At 60.5% G+C, this 15888-nt stretch carries 10 protein-coding genes and 4 tRNA genes; all 14 read left to right on the plus strand.

The window, feature by feature from the left end:
* The first annotated feature begins 24 nt into the window (after positions 1-24).
* The 14 genes from J8I26_RS13210 (at position 25) to rpoC (ending at position 15708) form a co-directional block, all read left to right on the plus strand.
* On the plus strand, positions 25-1287 hold the full coding sequence (locus J8I26_RS13210) for an AmpG family muropeptide MFS transporter (protein ID WP_209607567.1): 1263 nt from the start codon (positions 25-27) through the stop codon (positions 1285-1287).
* A gap of 129 nt (positions 1288-1416) precedes the next feature.
* Positions 1417-1502: transfer RNA gene (locus tag J8I26_RS13215), tRNA-Tyr, on the plus strand.
* Between the two features lie 69 nt (positions 1503-1571).
* A tRNA-Gly gene (locus tag J8I26_RS13220) sits at positions 1572-1645 on the plus strand.
* Positions 1646-1691: 46 nt separating this feature from the next.
* A tRNA-Thr gene (locus tag J8I26_RS13225) sits at positions 1692-1766 on the plus strand.
* Positions 1767-1847: 81 nt separating this feature from the next.
* Entirely contained in the window at positions 1848-3038 is a 1191-nt protein-coding gene (tuf, locus tag J8I26_RS13230; protein ID WP_209607568.1) for an elongation factor Tu, read from the plus strand.
* A gap of 75 nt (positions 3039-3113) precedes the next feature.
* A tRNA-Trp gene (locus tag J8I26_RS13235) sits at positions 3114-3189 on the plus strand.
* A gap of 32 nt (positions 3190-3221) precedes the next feature.
* Positions 3222-3602 (plus strand): preprotein translocase subunit SecE, encoded by a 381-nt coding sequence (gene secE / locus J8I26_RS13240; RefSeq protein ID WP_209607569.1) that lies wholly within the window; start codon positions 3222-3224, stop codon positions 3600-3602.
* Between the two features lies 1 nt (position 3603).
* On the plus strand, positions 3604-4194 hold the full coding sequence (nusG, locus tag J8I26_RS13245) for a transcription termination/antitermination protein NusG (RefSeq protein WP_079217290.1): 591 nt from the start codon (positions 3604-3606) through the stop codon (positions 4192-4194).
* A gap of 161 nt (positions 4195-4355) precedes the next feature.
* A complete protein-coding gene (rplK, locus tag J8I26_RS13250) occupies positions 4356-4787 on the plus strand; it encodes a 50S ribosomal protein L11 (RefSeq protein ID WP_007875265.1) in 432 nt (143 codons plus the stop codon).
* Entirely contained in the window at positions 4787-5482 is a 696-nt protein-coding gene (gene rplA, locus J8I26_RS13255; protein ID WP_209607570.1) for a 50S ribosomal protein L1, read from the plus strand. Before rplK ends, rplA begins: the two co-directional genes overlap by 1 nt.
* Before the next feature lie 328 nt (positions 5483-5810).
* Entirely contained in the window at positions 5811-6308 is a 498-nt protein-coding gene (gene rplJ, locus J8I26_RS13260; RefSeq protein WP_209607571.1) for a 50S ribosomal protein L10, read from the plus strand.
* Positions 6309-6402: 94 nt separating this feature from the next.
* Positions 6403-6783: a 50S ribosomal protein L7/L12 gene (rplL, locus tag J8I26_RS13265; protein ID WP_209607572.1), complete on the plus strand. Its 381-nt coding sequence runs from the start codon at positions 6403-6405 to the stop codon at positions 6781-6783.
* A 294-nt stretch (positions 6784-7077) separates the two neighbouring features.
* Complete coding sequence (rpoB, locus tag J8I26_RS13270; RefSeq protein ID WP_209607573.1) at positions 7078-11184, plus strand: DNA-directed RNA polymerase subunit beta; 4107 nt, start codon at positions 7078-7080, stop codon at positions 11182-11184.
* A gap of 282 nt (positions 11185-11466) precedes the next feature.
* Positions 11467-15708, plus strand: coding sequence for a DNA-directed RNA polymerase subunit beta' (rpoC, locus tag J8I26_RS13275; protein WP_209607574.1), 4242 nt, complete (start codon positions 11467-11469; stop codon positions 15706-15708).
* The last annotated feature ends 180 nt before the right edge of the window (positions 15709-15888 follow it).

The following is a 15888-nucleotide window of genomic DNA, read 5'->3' on the forward strand; positions in this document are numbered from 1 at the left end:
TCTTCTTCTGATTCGGTTTCGCCCATGACCGCACCCGCCGCTTCCTGGCGTCAATACCTCAACCGGCGCATGCTGATCTGCGTATTCCTCGGTTTCACTTCCGGCCTGCCTTTGTTCATCCTGCTGTCGCTGCTGCAGGCCTGGCTGGCCAAGTCGGGCCTGAACGTGAAGACGCTCGGCCTGTTCGCGCTGGTGATGTTCCCTTACACCTGGAAGTTCGTCTGGTCGCCGCTGATGGATCGCTTCCATTTCGGCCGTATGGGGCGCCGGCGCGGCTGGATGTTCTTCACGCAGCTGCTGCTGTTTCTCGGCATCGGCGCCATGGGCATGCTCGATCCGCAGACCGAAGTCGGCGCCATCGCATTCATGGCGTCGGTGGTGGCCTTCCTTTCGGCCAGCCAGGACATCGCCATCGACGCCTATCGGCGCGAGATCCTGCCGGACGAAGAATTGGGTCTGGGCAGCGCCATCCACGTCAACGCCTATAAGCTGTCCGGCATGGTGCCGGGCGCGCTGTCGCTGGTGCTGGCCGACCAGATGCCGTGGACCAGCGTGTTCTGGATCACCGCCGCCTTCATGCTGCCGGGCCTGCTGTGCTCGCTGTTGGTGACGGAGCCCAAGGTCTACGGCGCGCCGCCCAAGAACCTGTCCGAGGCGGTGGTGCTGCCGTTCCGCGAATTCATCGCGCGCGGCGGCTGGCGCAATGCGCTGTGGGTGCTGGGCTTCATCTTCCTCTACAAGCTGGGCGACAGCATGGCTACTGCGCTGGCCACCAAGTTCTATATCGACCTCGGCTTTTCGATGACCGAGATCGGCGTGGTCTCCAAGACCACCAGCCTGTGGGCCAGCGTGGCCGGCGGCATCCTCGGCGGCATCTGGATGGTGAAGCTGGGCATCAATCGCGGCTTGTGGGTGTTCGGCGTGCTGCAGGCGATTCCGATCCTGGGCTTTGCCTGGCTGGCCCATGTCGGCGCCAGCCTGCCGGTGCTGGCCGCGGTGATCGGCGTGGAGGCCTTCGGCGTGGGGCTGGGGACCACCGCATTCGTGGCCTACATCATGCGCGAGACCGATCCGCGCTACACGGCGACCCAGTTTGCGCTGTTCACTAGTTTGATGGCGGTGCCCCGGACTTTCGTCAATTCTTCGGTCGGATATATCGTGGCGGAAACAGGCTGGTTAAATTTTTTTATCATTTGCTTCGTTCTGGCCTTGCCTGGAATGCTGATGTTGCCTAGAATTGCGCCCTGGAATGAAAAGCCGGTTGAGTCGCAGACAACAAAAGCCTGAAGATTCGAAAAAACGTCGCGGTTCGTTCCTGAGAGCAACTCTCGGGCCTTCGCTAAAAATATTTGCTTAATTGCTTGTTTTTAGTTGACAACCAAAAGATGTTCCTCTATAGTTTTGAGTTCCCTGCGAGGAGAGGTGGCCGAGTGGTTAATGGCAGCAGACTGTAAATCTGCCCTCTTACGAGTACGCTGGTTCGAATCCAGCCCTCTCCACCATAAGGCCGGGAAGTAAAAAGAAGTTCGCGACAAAAAGTCGCGGCGGATGTGAAGTGAAAGTTGGTCCTCGCGGGTGTAGCTCAATGGTAGAGCTGAAGCCTTCCAAGCTTAAGACGAGGGTTCGATTCCCTTCACCCGCTCCAAGTTTTGGTTCGGTTGCATGTTTGGTTGTTGTGCAATCGACAAAATGCCCTTGTAGCTCAGTGGTAGAGCACTCCCTTGGTAAGGGAGAGGCCACGTGTTCAATCCACGTCAAGGGCACCAGTTTTGAGTCGTACGCTATAGCAGGTCAGCAATCGGTCGGGCGTGTTGCCTGGACATTCTCATCAAATTTAGGAGTCTAAAATGGCAAAAGGCAAGTTTGAGCGGACCAAGCCGCACGTGAACGTTGGCACGATCGGCCACGTTGACCATGGCAAGACCACGCTGACCGCAGCAATCGCAACCGTTCTGTCGAAGAAGTTCGGCGGCGAAGCGAAGGCCTACGACCAGATCGACGCAGCGCCTGAAGAAAAGGCTCGCGGCATCACCATCAACACCGCGCACGTCGAATACGAAACCGCAAACCGTCACTACGCCCACGTTGACTGCCCCGGCCACGCCGACTACGTCAAGAACATGATCACCGGCGCAGCGCAGATGGACGGCGCGATCTTGGTGTGCTCGGCCGCTGACGGCCCGATGCCCCAGACCCGCGAACACATCCTGCTGTCGCGTCAGGTTGGCGTTCCTTACATCATCGTCTTCCTGAACAAGGCTGACATGGTGGACGACGCTGAGCTGCTGGAACTGGTGGAAATGGAAGTCCGTGAACTGCTGTCGAAGTACGAGTTCCCTGGTGACGACCTGCCCATCGTGAAGGGTTCGGCCAAGCTGGCGCTGGAAGGCGACACCGGTCCCCTGGGCGAGCAAGCGATCATGGCCCTGGCCGAAGCGCTGGACACCTACATCCCGACCCCGGAACGTGCTGTTGACGGTACCTTCCTGATGCCGGTGGAAGACGTGTTCTCGATCTCGGGTCGCGGCACCGTGGTGACCGGTCGCGTTGAACGCGGCGTGATCAAGGTCGGCGAAGAAATCGAAATCGTCGGTATCGCTGACACCCAGAAGACCACCTGCACCGGCGTGGAAATGTTCCGCAAGCTGCTGGACCAAGGTCAAGCAGGCGACAACGTTGGCGTGCTGCTGCGCGGCACCAAGCGTGAAGACGTCCAGCGTGGTCAGGTTCTGGCCAAGCCGGGTTCGATCAAGCCGCACAAGCACTTCACCGGCGAGATCTATGTTCTGTCGAAGGACGAAGGCGGCCGTCACACCCCGTTCTTCAACAACTACCGTCCGCAGTTCTACTTCCGTACGACTGACGTGACTGGCGCGATCGAACTGCCGGAAGGCAAGGAAATGGTCATGCCGGGCGACAACGTGTCGATCACCGTGAAGCTGATCAACCCGATCGCTATGGAAGAAGGTCTGCGTTTCGCTATCCGTGAAGGCGGTCGTACCGTCGGCGCCGGCGTCGTCGCCAAGATCTTCGACTAAGATCAAGCAGCAAAACACCTTGCCGCGGTGCGAATTTCGTATCGCGGCATTCGTGTCTCAATCGCGAGTTTTTGTAGGGGCGTAGCTCAATTGGCAGAGCGTCGGTCTCCAAAACCGAAGGTTGGGGGTTCGAGGCCCTCCGCCCCTGCCACCGAATCTGGTGCAGGGTACAGAAAGTAAGCAATGTCTAACCAGCCAGTCCAAACCGTCAACACCTCCAACGACAAGATCAAGATTGCCCTGGCAATCGTGGCTGTCGTCGCAGGCGTGGTCGGTTTTTTTGTGTTGTCTGATCAAGCGACCCCGGTGCGCGCCGCCGCCCTGGTCGCAGGTCTGCTGGTGGCTGTGGCATTTGCCTGGACCTCTGCACAAGGCCGCGGCTTTGTCGGTTTCGCCAAGGAGTCCGTGCGCGAAACCAAGAAGGTCGTCTGGCCCACCCGCAAGGAAGCGATGCAGATCACCGCGGTGGTGTTCGCATTCGTGCTGATCATGGCGATCTTCCTGTGGGGCACGGACAAGTTGCTCGAGTTCTTGTTGTACGACGTAATTTTGGGCTGGAAATAACATGAGCGATAGCACACAAGACAGCGCACCGATTGGTGCGCAAAGCGTTTCAGGCGCCGGAAAAAAGCGCTGGTACGTGGTGCATGCGTATTCCGGCATGGAAAAGAGCGTTCAGCGTGCGCTGACCGAGCGCATCACGCGTGCAGGCATGCAGGACCAGTTCGGCCAGATCCTGGTGCCGACCGAAGAAGTCGTGGATATGAAAAACGGTCACAAGTCGGTGACCGAGCGTCGTTTCTTCCCGGGCTACGTCCTGGTCGAGATGGAAATGACCGACGAAACCTGGCACCTGGTGAAGAACACCAGCAAGGTGACCGGTTTCATCGGCGGCAAGTCGAATCGTCCGACGCCGCTGCCGCAGCACGAAGTGGATGCGCTGGTGCGCCAGATGCAGGAAGGCGTTGAAAAGCCGCGTCCGAAGGTGCTCTACGAAGTCGGCGAAATGGTGCGCATCAAGGAAGGCCCGTTCACCGATTTCAACGGCAACGTCGAAGAAGTGAACTACGAAAAATCGCGTGTGCGCGTTTCGGTCACCATCTTCGGTCGCGCCACCCCGGTCGAACTCGAGTTCGGCCAGCTGGAAAAAGTCTGATCCCTTTCCCGGAATCCCGCTTTCTCTGTACAGAATCAGCGCCCGCAGGAGCGCATCGGACGGGTATCCCCGTTCGCTCAATCCGGCAAGCCGAGGAGCCAAAGTAAAGAGTCGCAAGACGAATGAACCGGCGCTAAAACTCAATCAATACAGGAGCCGTCATGGCAAAGAAAATCATCGGTTTTATCAAGCTGCAAGTGCCAGCTGGTAAGGCCAACCCGTCCCCCCCGATCGGTCCTGCGCTGGGTCAGCGCGGTCTGAACATCATGGAATTCTGCAAGGCCTTCAACGCCCAGACTCAAGGTGTTGAACCGGGTTTGCCGATTCCCGTCGTGATCACCGCTTTCGCCGACAAGTCCTTCACCTTCGTGATGAAGACCCCGCCGGCAACGATCCTGATCAAGAAGGCCGCCGGCATCCAGAAGGGTTCCGCCAAGCCGCATACCGACAAGGTCGGCAAGATCACCCGCAAGCAAGCGGAAGAGATCGCAACCCAGAAGAAGCCGGACCTGACCGCTGCTGATCTGGAAGCTGCAGTGCGCACCATCGCTGGTTCCGCACGTTCGATGGGCATCACGGTGGAGGGTCTGTAATGGCTAAGGTATCCAAGCGCATGAAGGCATTGAAGGAAAAGGTCGATCGTACCAAGGCCTATCCGTTCGACAACGCCGTTTCCCTGATCAAGGAATTCGCCACTGCCAAGTTCAACGAGTCGATCGACGTCTCGGTGCAATTGGGCGTGGACGCCAAGAAGTCCGACCAAGTGGTCCGTGGCTCCGTGGTGCTGCCGGCTGGTACCGGCAAGACCGTTCGCGTGGCCGTGTTCGCCTCCGGCGACAAGGCTGAGGCTGCCAAGGCAGCCGGCGCCGACGTGGTCGGCATGGAAGATCTGGCAGAGCGCGTGAAGGCCGGCGACATGCCGTTCGACATCGTGATCGCTTCGCCGGACACCATGCGTATCGTCGGTACCCTGGGTCAGATCCTGGGTCCCCGCGGCCTGATGCCGAACCCGAAGGTCGGCACCGTGACCCCGGACGTCGCTACCGCCGTCAAGAACGCCAAGGCTGGTCAGGTTCAGTACCGTACCGACAAGTCGGGCATCATCCACGCTACCATCGGCCGCAAGTCGTTCTCCGATGCCGATCTGAAGGCCAACCTGCTGGCCCTGATCGACGCCCTGAACAAGGCCAAGCCGGCTTCGAGCAAGGGTATCTACCTGCGCAAGATCGCACTGTCGTCCACCATGGGTGCCGGCGTGCGTGTCGACCAGGCTTCCCTGGCTGGCTAAGAAGGAATCAAGTCCCCGCACTCCGGTTGGAGCGCGGGGCGCATCTTTGGGCTGTAGCGGTTGAAGCTGATCGCTGCAGGCAATCAAAGACCGTTGGGCGGACATCGGCAGCAACAACGCCGGGAGAAGTTAAACAGAGCGCATGCAAATGCAATCGACCCAACGCAGATGGTGAACCCGAACAAGTTTTGTAGTCTCAGGCAGCGAATCGAGCTTTGCTCTATGCTGCAATGAACTCCTAAACCTCGGACGCCGTGTTCGAACCGGTGTAAGGCAAGCAGGCATCTTCGCCTGTGTCGTCGCCGAGCACTATTTTTGGAGGTTGATCTTGAGTCTCAATCTGAATGACAAGAAGGCCGTTGTCGCCGAAGTTTCCGCGAAAGTTGCAACCGCGCAAACTATCGTCGTGGCCGAATACCGTGGCATCCAGGTTGGTTCCTTGACGCAACTGCGCGCACAAGCGCGTGCCCAAGGCGTGTACCTGCGCGTGTTGAAAAACACGCTGGCTCGTCGCGCTGTTGAAGGCACCCAGTTTGCCGACCTCGCCTCGCAACTGACCGGTCCGCTGATCTACTCGATCTCGGAAGACGCCGTGGCCGCTGCCAAAGTCGTGTCCGACTTTGCCAAGACCAACGACAAGCTGGTTGTGAAGGCAGGTAACTTCGCAGGCAAGCAGCTGGATAAGGCTGCTGTTGCTGCGTTGGCAAACATCCCGTCCCGCGAAGTTCTGCTGGCCCAGGTTCTGGGCATGATGCAGGCTCCCGTGTCGGGCTTTGCTCGCGCCTTGGCTGCTCTGGCAGCCAAGAAGGAAGCCGAAGCCGCATGATGCACGGCCGCCATGGGCGGCCAGCTCTGCAGTTTCGACGTTCCGCGTCACTACCAATCTGATGTTATTACCGAAATAAATTTAGGAGTTTCAAATGGCAATTAGCAAAGAAGACATCCTGGAAGCCGTTGGCGCGCTGTCCGTGATGGAACTGAATGACCTGGTCAAGGCATTCGAAGAGAAGTTTGGTGTTTCCGCTGCCGCTATGGCCGCTCCGGCCGCCGGTGGCGCTGCTGGTGGTGGTGCTGCCGCTGCTGAAGAACAGACCGAATTCACCGTGGTTCTGGCTGAAGTCGGCGCCAACAAGGTCGGCGTCATCAAGGCCGTGCGTGAAATCACCGGTCTGGGCCTGAAGGAAGCCAAGGATCTGGTCGACGGTGCACCGAAGCCGCTGAAGGAAGGTGTTGCCAAGGCTGACGCCGAAGCTGCCAAGAAGAAGCTGGAAGAAGCTGGCGCCAAGGCCGAACTGAAGTAATTCTCTTGCCTTCCAAAGGCTAGTTTATTACTCCGGAGTCAAAGTGCAGAATCCCTTGAAAAAGGGATTCGGCTTTGGCTCCTTTGTCGTTTCTTATTTTTGTACGTCGTTTGTGCGCTGCAATCTTTCCCCGCCCGCAATGCTCGGAATATTAAGCGCGAACGAAGCAAAAAACTAGGGTAGAAACTTGAAGATTTGAGTTGCCGGTTTTCCGGGTCTGCATGTCCCCCCGCAGGCCGCGCGGTTTGATCGAATCTTGAACTCTCTATCCTTCCTGTCACTCACGGAGTGTCCATGCACTACTCATTTACTGAGAAGAAGCGCATTCGCAAATCCTTCGCGAAACGCGCAAACGTCCACAACGTTCCGTTCCTGCTCGCGACTCAGATCGAGTCGTACCAGAATTTCCTGCAACCCGAGCGTACCGCGTCGGAGCGCAAGAACGAAGGCCTGCAATCGGCTTTCACCTCGATTTTCCCCATCGTGTCGCACAACGGTTTTGCGCGCCTCGAGTTCCTCTCCTATGTGCTGGGCGCTCCTCCGTTCGACGTCAAGGAATGCCAACAGCGCGGTCTGACCTTCGCTTCGCCGCTGCGCGCCAAGGTGCGTCTGGTGATCCTGGATCGTGAATCGCCGACCAAGCCGGTCGTCAAGGAAATGAAGGAGCAGGAAGTCTACATGGGCGAACTGCCCCTGATGACCACCACCGGCTCGTTCGTGATCAACGGCACCGAGCGTGTGATCGTGTCCCAGCTGCACCGTTCGCCGGGCGTGTTCTTCGAACACGACCGCGGCAAGACGCACTCGTCGGGCAAGCTGCTATTCTCGGCACGCATCATTCCTTACCGCGGCTCCTGGCTGGACTTTGAATTTGACCCGAAGGACATCCTGTTCTTCCGCGTCGACCGCCGTCGCAAGATGCCGGTCACGATCCTGCTCAAGGCCATCGGCATGACGTCCGAGCAGATCCTGGCGAACTTCTTCGTCTTCGACAACTTCAACCTGCACGCCGAAGGCGCCGACATGGAGTTCGTCTCCGAGCGCCTGCGCGGTGAAGTCGCGCGTTTCGATATCACCGACAAGTCGGGCAAGGTGATGGTCGCCAAGGACAAGCGCATCAACGCCAAGCACGTGCGCGACATCGAAGCCGCCGGCATCAAGCACATCTCGGTTCCCGAGGACTACCTGCTGGGCCGCGTGCTGGCCAAGAACATCGTCGATCCTGACACCGGCGAAGTCATTGCCAGCGCCAACGACGAGCTGACCGAAGAACTGCTGGCCAAGCTGCGCGAATCGAACATCGCTTCGATCCAGACCCTGTACACCAACGACCTGGACCAGGGCGGCTACATCTCGACCACCCTGCGCACCGACGACACCGCCGACAAGACCGCCGCGCGCGTGGCGATCTATCGCATGATGCGTCCTGGCGAACCGCCGACCGAAGAATCGGTGGAAGCGCTGTTCAACGGCCTGTTCTACAGCGAAGACCGTTACGACCTGTCGGCCGTGGGCCGCATGAAGTTCAACCGTCGCGTCGGCCGCGACGAGCTGACCGGCAAGATGACCCTGTCGGATGAAGACATCCTGGCAGTCATCAAGATTCTGGTTGAGCTGCGCAATGGCCGCGGCGAAGTCGACGACATCGACCACCTGGGCAACCGCCGCGTGCGTTGCGTGGGCGAGCTGGCCGAAAACCAGTTCCGCGCCGGCCTGGTGCGCGTGGAGCGCGCCGTCAAGGAACGCCTGGGCCAAGCCGAGGCGGACAACCTGATGCCGCACGACCTGATCAACTCCAAGCCGATCTCGGCCGCGATTCGTGAGTTCTTCGGTTCCTCGCAGCTGTCGCAGTTCATGGACCAAACCAACCCGCTGTCGGAAATCACGCACAAGCGTCGTGTTTCCGCTCTGGGCCCTGGCGGTTTGACCCGCGAACGCGCAGGCTTTGAAGTCCGTGACGTGCACCCGACCCACTACGGCCGCGTGTGCCCGATCGAAACGCCTGAAGGCCCGAACATCGGCCTGATCAACTCGCTGGCGCTGTACGCACGCCTGAACGAATACGGCTTCCTGGAAACCCCATACCGCAAGGTCGAAGGTAGCCAGGTGACCAACCAGATCGACTACCTGTCGGCCATCGAAGAAGGTCGCTACGTGATCGCCCAGGCGAACGCGACCATCGACGGTTCCGGCAAGCTGTCCGACGAACTGGTGTCTGCGCGTGAAGCCGGCGAAACCATCCTGGTCTCGCCTGAGCGCGTGCAGTACATGGACGTGGCCCCGGGTCAGGTGGTGTCGGTGGCAGCCTCGCTGATTCCGTTCCTGGAGCACGATGACGCGAACCGCGCGCTGATGGGCGCCAACATGCAACGTCAGGCCGTGCCTTGCCTGCGTCCGGAAAAGCCGCTGGTCGGCACCGGCATCGAGCGCACCGTGGCGGTTGACTCGGGCACCACCGTGCAGGCCCTGCGCGGCGGCGTGGTCGACTACGTCGACGCCGGTCGTGTGGTGATCCGCGTGAACGACGACGAGGCGCAAGCCGGCGAAGTCGGCGTGGACATCTACAACCTGATCAAGTACACCCGTTCCAACCAGAACACCAACATCAACCAGCGTCCGATCGTGAAGGTGGGCGACCGCGTCGCCAAGCACGACGTGATCGCCGACGGCGCATCGACCGACCTGGGCGAACTGGCGCTGGGTCAGAACATGCTGGTGGCCTTCATGCCGTGGAACGGCTACAACTTCGAAGACTCGATCCTGATCTCCGAGAAGGTTGTTGCCGATGACCGCTACACCTCGATCCACATCGAGGAACTGTCGGTCGTGGCGCGTGACACCAAGCTGGGCGCGGAAGAAATCACCCGCGACATCTCCAACCTGGCCGAGAACCAACTGGCTCGCCTGGACGAGTCCGGCATCACCTACATCGGCGCCGAAGTCGAAGCAGGCGATACCCTGGTCGGTAAGGTCACCCCGAAGGGCGAGACCCAGCTGACTCCGGAAGAGAAGCTGCTGCGCGCGATCTTCGGCGAGAAGGCTTCCGACGTGAAGGACACCTCGCTGCGCGTGCCTTCGGGCATGGTCGGCACCGTCATCGACGTGCAGGTGTTCACCCGCGAAGGCATCCAGCGCGACAAGCGCGCCCAGCAGATCATCGACGATGAACTCAAGCGCTATCGCCTGGACCTGAACGACCAGCTGCGTATCGTGGAAGGCGACGCCTTCCAGCGTCTGGAGCGTCTGCTGATCGGCAAGGTCGCCAACGGCGGCCCGAAGAAGCTGGTCAAGGGCACCAAGCTGGACAAGGCTTACCTGGACGATCTGGACAAGTACCACTGGTTCGACATCCGTCCGGCCGACGACGACATGGCCAACGCGCTCGAAGCGATCAAGGAATCGATCGCCGAGAAGCGTCACCAGTTCGACCTGGCCTTCGAAGAGAAGCGCAAGAAGCTGACCCAGGGCGACGAACTGCCGCCTGGCGTGCAGAAGATGGTCAAGGTCTACCTGGCCGTGAAGCGTCGCCTGCAGCCCGGCGACAAGATGGCGGGTCGTCACGGCAACAAGGGTGTGGTTTCCCGCATCCTGCCGATCGAAGACATGCCGCACATGGCCGACGGTACTCCGGCCGACATCGTGCTGAACCCGCTGGGCGTGCCGTCGCGTATGAACGTCGGTCAGGTTCTGGAAGTGCACCTGGGCTGGGCAGCCAAGGGCCTGGGCCTGCGTCTGGGCGAGATGGTGCAGGCGCAAGCCAAGGTCGCGGAACTGCGCAAGTTCCTGACCACCATCTACAACGAGTCGGGCAAGAAGGAAGAGCTGGACAAGTTCAGCGACGAGGAAATCGTCGAGCTGGTGGCCAACCTGAAGAAGGGCGTTCCGTTCGCCACTCCGGTGTTCGACGGCGCGCACGAAAAGGAAACCCGCCGCATGCTGGACCTGGCGTACCCGGATCCGATCGCCAAGCAGCTGGGCATGACCCCGTCGAAGAACCAGGTCACCATGTATGACGGCCGTACCGGCGAAGCTTTCGAGCGCACCGTGACAGTCGGCTACATGCACTACCTGAAGCTGCACCACCTGGTCGACGACAAGATGCACGCCCGCTCCACCGGCCCGTACTCGCTGGTGACCCAGCAGCCGCTGGGCGGCAAGGCGCAGTTCGGCGGCCAGCGTTTCGGCGAAATGGAAGTCTGGGCGCTGGAAGCTTACGGCGCATCGTACGTCCTGCAGGAAATGCTGACCGTGAAGTCCGACGACGTGAACGGCCGTACCAAGGTCTACGAGAACCTGGTCAAGGGCGATCACGTGATCGACGCCGGCATGCCGGAATCCTTCAACGTGCTGGTGAAGGAAATCCGCTCGCTGGGTATCGACATCGACCTGGAACGCGAATGATGTAACAGGGGATGCATGGCGCCACGCCGTGCATCCCCGCCGGCGCTTTGAACGGCCGGCGAAGACAAGAATTCAAGAAGTCAAAGCAGTAGAGTCGCCGGCGCTATATCGCAATGTTGCATATACGCCGGTTATTCATTAGGCCGGGGAGGTCTGTCCCGGTACCGAGCGGAACCAGAAGACGAGAAGTCTTCAAGGCTCTCCCGCCGGTGCGAACAGGGTTCAGCAGGGTGAACCGGCCCACACGTAAATTTAGTTTTTTCACGCCAACTGGAGTGATACATGAAAGCACTGCTCGATCTATTCAAGCAAGTCCAGCAAAACGAACAATTCGACGCGATCAAGATCGGTCTGGCTTCGCCGGACAAGATCCGCTCGTGGTCCTTCGGCGAAGTCAAAAAGCCGGAAACCATCAACTACCGTACCTTCAAGCCTGAGCGCGACGGTCTGTTCTGCGCCAAGATCTTCGGCCCCATCAAGGACTACGAGTGCCTGTGCGGCAAGTACAAGCGCCTGAAGCACCGCGGCGTGATCTGCGAAAAGTGCGGCGTTGAAGTGACCCTGGCCAAGGTGCGTCGTGAGCGCATGGGCCACATCGAGCTGGCCTCGCCGACCGCCCACATCTGGTTCCTGAAGTCGCTGCCCTCCCGTCTGGGCATGGTGCTGGACATGACCCTGCGCGACATCGAACGCGTGCTGTACTTCGAAGCCTACGTCGTGACCGATCCCGGCATGACCCCGCTGAAGAAGTGCCAGATCATGTCCGAAGACGACTACGCCGCCAAGTACGAAGAGTACGGTGACGACTTCGTCGCGTTCATGGGCGCCGAAGGTATCCGCGAACTGCTGCGCTCGATCGACATCGACCGCGACGCCGAGACCCTGCGCCAGGAACTGAAGGAATCCAAGTCCGAAGCCAAGATCAAGAAGTACGCCAAGCGCCTGAAGGTGCTGGAGGCGTTCCAGCGCTCGGGCATCAAGCCCGACTGGATGATCATGGAAGTGCTGCCGGTGCTGCCGCCGGAACTGCGTCCGCTGGTGCCGCTGGACGGCGGCCGTTTCGCGACCTCCGACCTGAACGACCTGTATCGCCGCGTCATCAACCGCAACAACCGTCTGAAGCGTCTGATGGAGCTGCGCGCGCCTGAAATCATCACGCGCAACGAAAAGCGCATGCTGCAGGAAGCGGTTGACTCGCTGCTGGACAACGGCCGTCGCGGCAAGGCGATGACCGGCGCCAACAAGCGTCCGCTGAAGTCGCTGGCTGAAATGATCAAGGGTAAGGGCGGCCGTTTCCGTCAAAACCTGCTGGGCAAGCGCGTCGACTACTCGGGCCGTTCGGTCATCGTGGTGGGTCCGCAGCTGAAGCTGCACCAGTGCGGTCTGCCCAAGCTGATGGCGCTGGAACTGTTCAAGCCCTTCATCTTCAACAAGCTGGAGCTGATGGGTCTGTCGACCACCATCAAGGCGGCCAAGAAGCTGGTGGAAGCGCAAGAGCCGGTGGTCTGGGACATCCTGGAAGAAGTCATCCGCGAGCATCCGGTCATGCTGAACCGTGCGCCGACCCTGCACCGTCTGGGCATCCAGGCGTTCGAGCCGGTGCTGATCGAAGGCAAGGCGATCCAGCTGCACCCGCTGGTTTGCGCGGCGTTCAACGCCGACTTCGACGGCGACCAGATGGCCGTCCACGTGCCGCTGTCGATCGAAGCGCAGATGGAAGCCCGCACCCTGATGCTGGCCTCCAACAACATCCTGTTCCCGTCCAACGGCGAGCCGTCGATCGTGCCGTCGCAGGATATTGTGCTGGGTCTGTACTACGCGACCCGTGAAGCCATCAACGGCAAGAACGAAGGCATGATGTTCCCGGACGTGTCGGAAGTCATCCGCGCGTACGACAACAAGGAAGTCGAACTGGCCACCCGCATCACCGTGCGTATCGTCGAGCATCCGAAGGATCCGGCGACCGGTGAGTTCGTCAAGACCATCAAGCGCTACGAGACCACCGTCGGCCGCGCGATCCTGTCCGAGATCCTGCCGAAGGGCCTGCCGTTCACCGTGCTGAACCGCGCCCTGAAGAAGAAGGAAATCTCGAAGCTGATCAACACGTCCTTCCGCAAGTGCGGTCTGCGCGCCACCGTGGTGTTCGCCGACCAGCTGATGCAGTCGGGCTTCCGCCTGGCGACCCGCGCCGGCATCTCGATCTGCGTGGACGACATGCTGGTGCCGCCGCAAAAGGCCACCCTGATCGCCGCTGCTGAATCGGAAGTCAAGCAGATCGAGCAGCAGTACGCCTCCGGTCTGGTGACCGCCGGCGAGCGCTACAACAAGGTGGTGGACATCTGGGGCAAGGCCGGCGACGAAGTCGGCAAGGCCATGATGGACCAGCTGAAGGTAGAAGACGTCATCACCCGCGAAGGCAAGAAGACCACTCAGGAATCGTTCAACGCGATTTACATGATGGCCGACTCCGGCGCCCGTGGTTCGGCAGCGCAGATTCGCCAGCTGGCCGGTATGCGCGGCCTGATGGCCAAGCCTGACGGCTCCATCATCGAAACGCCGATTACCGCGAACTTCCGCGAAGGTCTGAACGTTCTGCAGTACTTCATCTCGACGCACGGCGCCCGTAAGGGTCTGGCCGATACCGCGCTGAAGACTGCGAACTCCGGTTACCTGACCCGTCGTCTGGTGGACGTGACCCAGGATCTGGTCGTGATCGAAGACGATTGCGGCACCTCCAACGGCGCGGCCATGAAGGCGCTGGTCGAAGGCGGTGAAGTCATCGAAGCGCTGCGCGACCGTATCCTCGGCCGCGTCGCCGCGACCGACATCGTCAATCCGGAAGACCAGGCGACTCTGTACGAAGCCGGCACCCTGATGGACGAAGACAAGGTCGAAGAGATCGAACGTCTGGGCATCGACGAGGTGAAGGTCCGTACCCCGCTGACCTGCGACACCCGCTACGGCCTGTGCGCCAAGTGCTACGGTCGCGACCTGGGCCGCGGCCTGCTGGTCAACTCCGGTGAAGCCGTCGGTGTGGTGGCAGCGCAGTCGATCGGTGAGCCGGGTACCCAGCTGACCATGCGTACCTTCCACATCGGTGGCGCGGCATCGCGTGCGGCAGTGGCCTCCTCGGTGGAAGCCAAGTCGAACGGCACCGTTCGCTTCACCGCGACGATGCGTTACGTCACCAACGGCAAGGGCGAGCAGATCGTCATTTCCCGTTCCGGCGAAGTGCTGATCACCGACGACCTGGGCCGTGAGCGCGAGCGTCACAAAGTGCCGTACGGTGCGACCCTGATCGTCAAGGATGGTCTGGCGATCAAGGCCGGCACCGCACTGGCAACCTGGGACCCGCTGACCCGTCCGATCATCACCGAGTACACCGGTACCGTGAAGTTCGAGAACGTGGAAGAAGGCTCCACCGTGGCCAAGCAGATCGACGAAGTGACCGGTCTGTCGACCCTGGTGGTTATCGACGCCAAGCGTCGTGGTCCGTCGTCCAAGGTGCTGCGTCCGCAGGTCAAGCTGTTGAACGAAGCCGGCGAAGAAGTGAAGATCGCCGGCACCGAACACTCGGTGACTATCGGCTTCCAGGTCGGCGCGCTGATTACCGTCAAGGACGGTCAGCAAGTTCACGTGGGTGAAGTGCTGGCGCGTATCCCGACCGAATCGCAGAAGACCCGTGACATTACCGGCGGTCTGCCACGCGTGGCCGAACTGTTCGAAGCACGTTCGCCGAAGGACGCCGGCATGCTGGCCGAAGTCACCGGTACCGTGGCATTCGGCAAGGAGACCAAGGGCAAGCAGCGCCTGGAAATCACCGACATGGAAGGCACCAAGCACGAGTTCCTGATCACCAAGGACAAGCAAGTGCTGGTGCACGACGGCCAGGTGGTGAACAAGGGCGAAATGATCGTGGACGGCCCGGCCGATCCGCAGGACATCCTGCGTCTGCTGGGTATCGAAGCGCTGGCGCGTTACATCGTCGACGAAGTGCAGGACGTGTACCGTCTGCAGGGCGTGAAGATCAACGACAAGCACATCGAAGTGATCGTGCGTCAGATGCTGCGCCGCGTGCAGGTGGTGGAGCCGGGCGACACCAACTACATCACCGGTGAGCAGGTCGAGCGTTCGGAACTGCTGGACGAGAACGATCGCGTGGCCGCCGAAGGCAAGCTGCAGGCGACTTACGAGAACGTTCTGCTGGGTATTACCAAGGCATCGCTGTCGACCGACTCGTTCATCTCGGCCGCATCGTTCCAGGAAACCACCCGCGTGCTGACCGAAGCTGCGATCATGGGCAAGAAGGACGGCCTGCGCGGCCTGAAGGAAAACGTGATCGTCGGCCGCCTGATCCCGGCCGGTACCGGCCTGGCGTTCCACCGCGCCCGCAAGGAAAAGGACGTGTGGGAAGCCGAAGAGCGCGCAGCGCTGCTGGAAGCCGAACGCGCCTCCCGTCCGGAAGGCGAAGGCGAGGAAATCTCCTCGACCGAAGCGATCGGCGGCAACGACAGCGAAGCTTGAGTTGTCCGCTGAGGCGACCGGAACATCGGTCGTCTCGCCGCAAGCGCCATGCAAGACAGAACGGCGCCGGAAGAAATTCCGGCGCCGTTTTTTTCGTCCTGAGAATAGGGATCTGCGCTCGCGCTGTCCGTCGGAATGCCAAGGGATAAATCGACGTTTGCCGACGCAGGCGGTGGAGCG

The sequence above is a fragment of the Herbaspirillum sp. LeCh32-8 genome, assembly GCF_017814915.1.
GTDB lineage: Bacteria > Pseudomonadota > Gammaproteobacteria > Burkholderiales > Burkholderiaceae_D > Herbaspirillum.

Bases quoted from the DNA above. Each gene is read 5' to 3' on its own strand.
- rplK (WP_007875265.1), top strand. From the start codon at position 4,356: ATGGCAAAGAAAATCATCGGTTTTATCAAGCTGCAAGTGCCAGCTGGT.
- rplA (WP_209607570.1), top strand. From the start codon at position 4,787: ATGGCTAAGGTATCCAAGCGCATGAAGGCATTGAAGGAAAAGGTCGAT.
- J8I26_RS13210 (WP_209607567.1), top strand. From the start codon at position 25: ATGACCGCACCCGCCGCTTCCTGGCGTCAATACCTCAACCGGCGCATG.
- tuf (WP_209607568.1), top strand. From the start codon at position 1,848: ATGGCAAAAGGCAAGTTTGAGCGGACCAAGCCGCACGTGAACGTTGGC.
- rplL (WP_209607572.1), top strand. From the start codon at position 6,403: ATGGCAATTAGCAAAGAAGACATCCTGGAAGCCGTTGGCGCGCTGTCC.
- rpoC (WP_209607574.1), top strand. From the start codon at position 11,467: ATGAAAGCACTGCTCGATCTATTCAAGCAAGTCCAGCAAAACGAACAA.
- secE (WP_209607569.1), top strand. From the start codon at position 3,222: ATGTCTAACCAGCCAGTCCAAACCGTCAACACCTCCAACGACAAGATC.
- nusG (WP_079217290.1), top strand. From the start codon at position 3,604: ATGAGCGATAGCACACAAGACAGCGCACCGATTGGTGCGCAAAGCGTT.
- rpoB (WP_209607573.1), top strand. From the start codon at position 7,078: ATGCACTACTCATTTACTGAGAAGAAGCGCATTCGCAAATCCTTCGCG.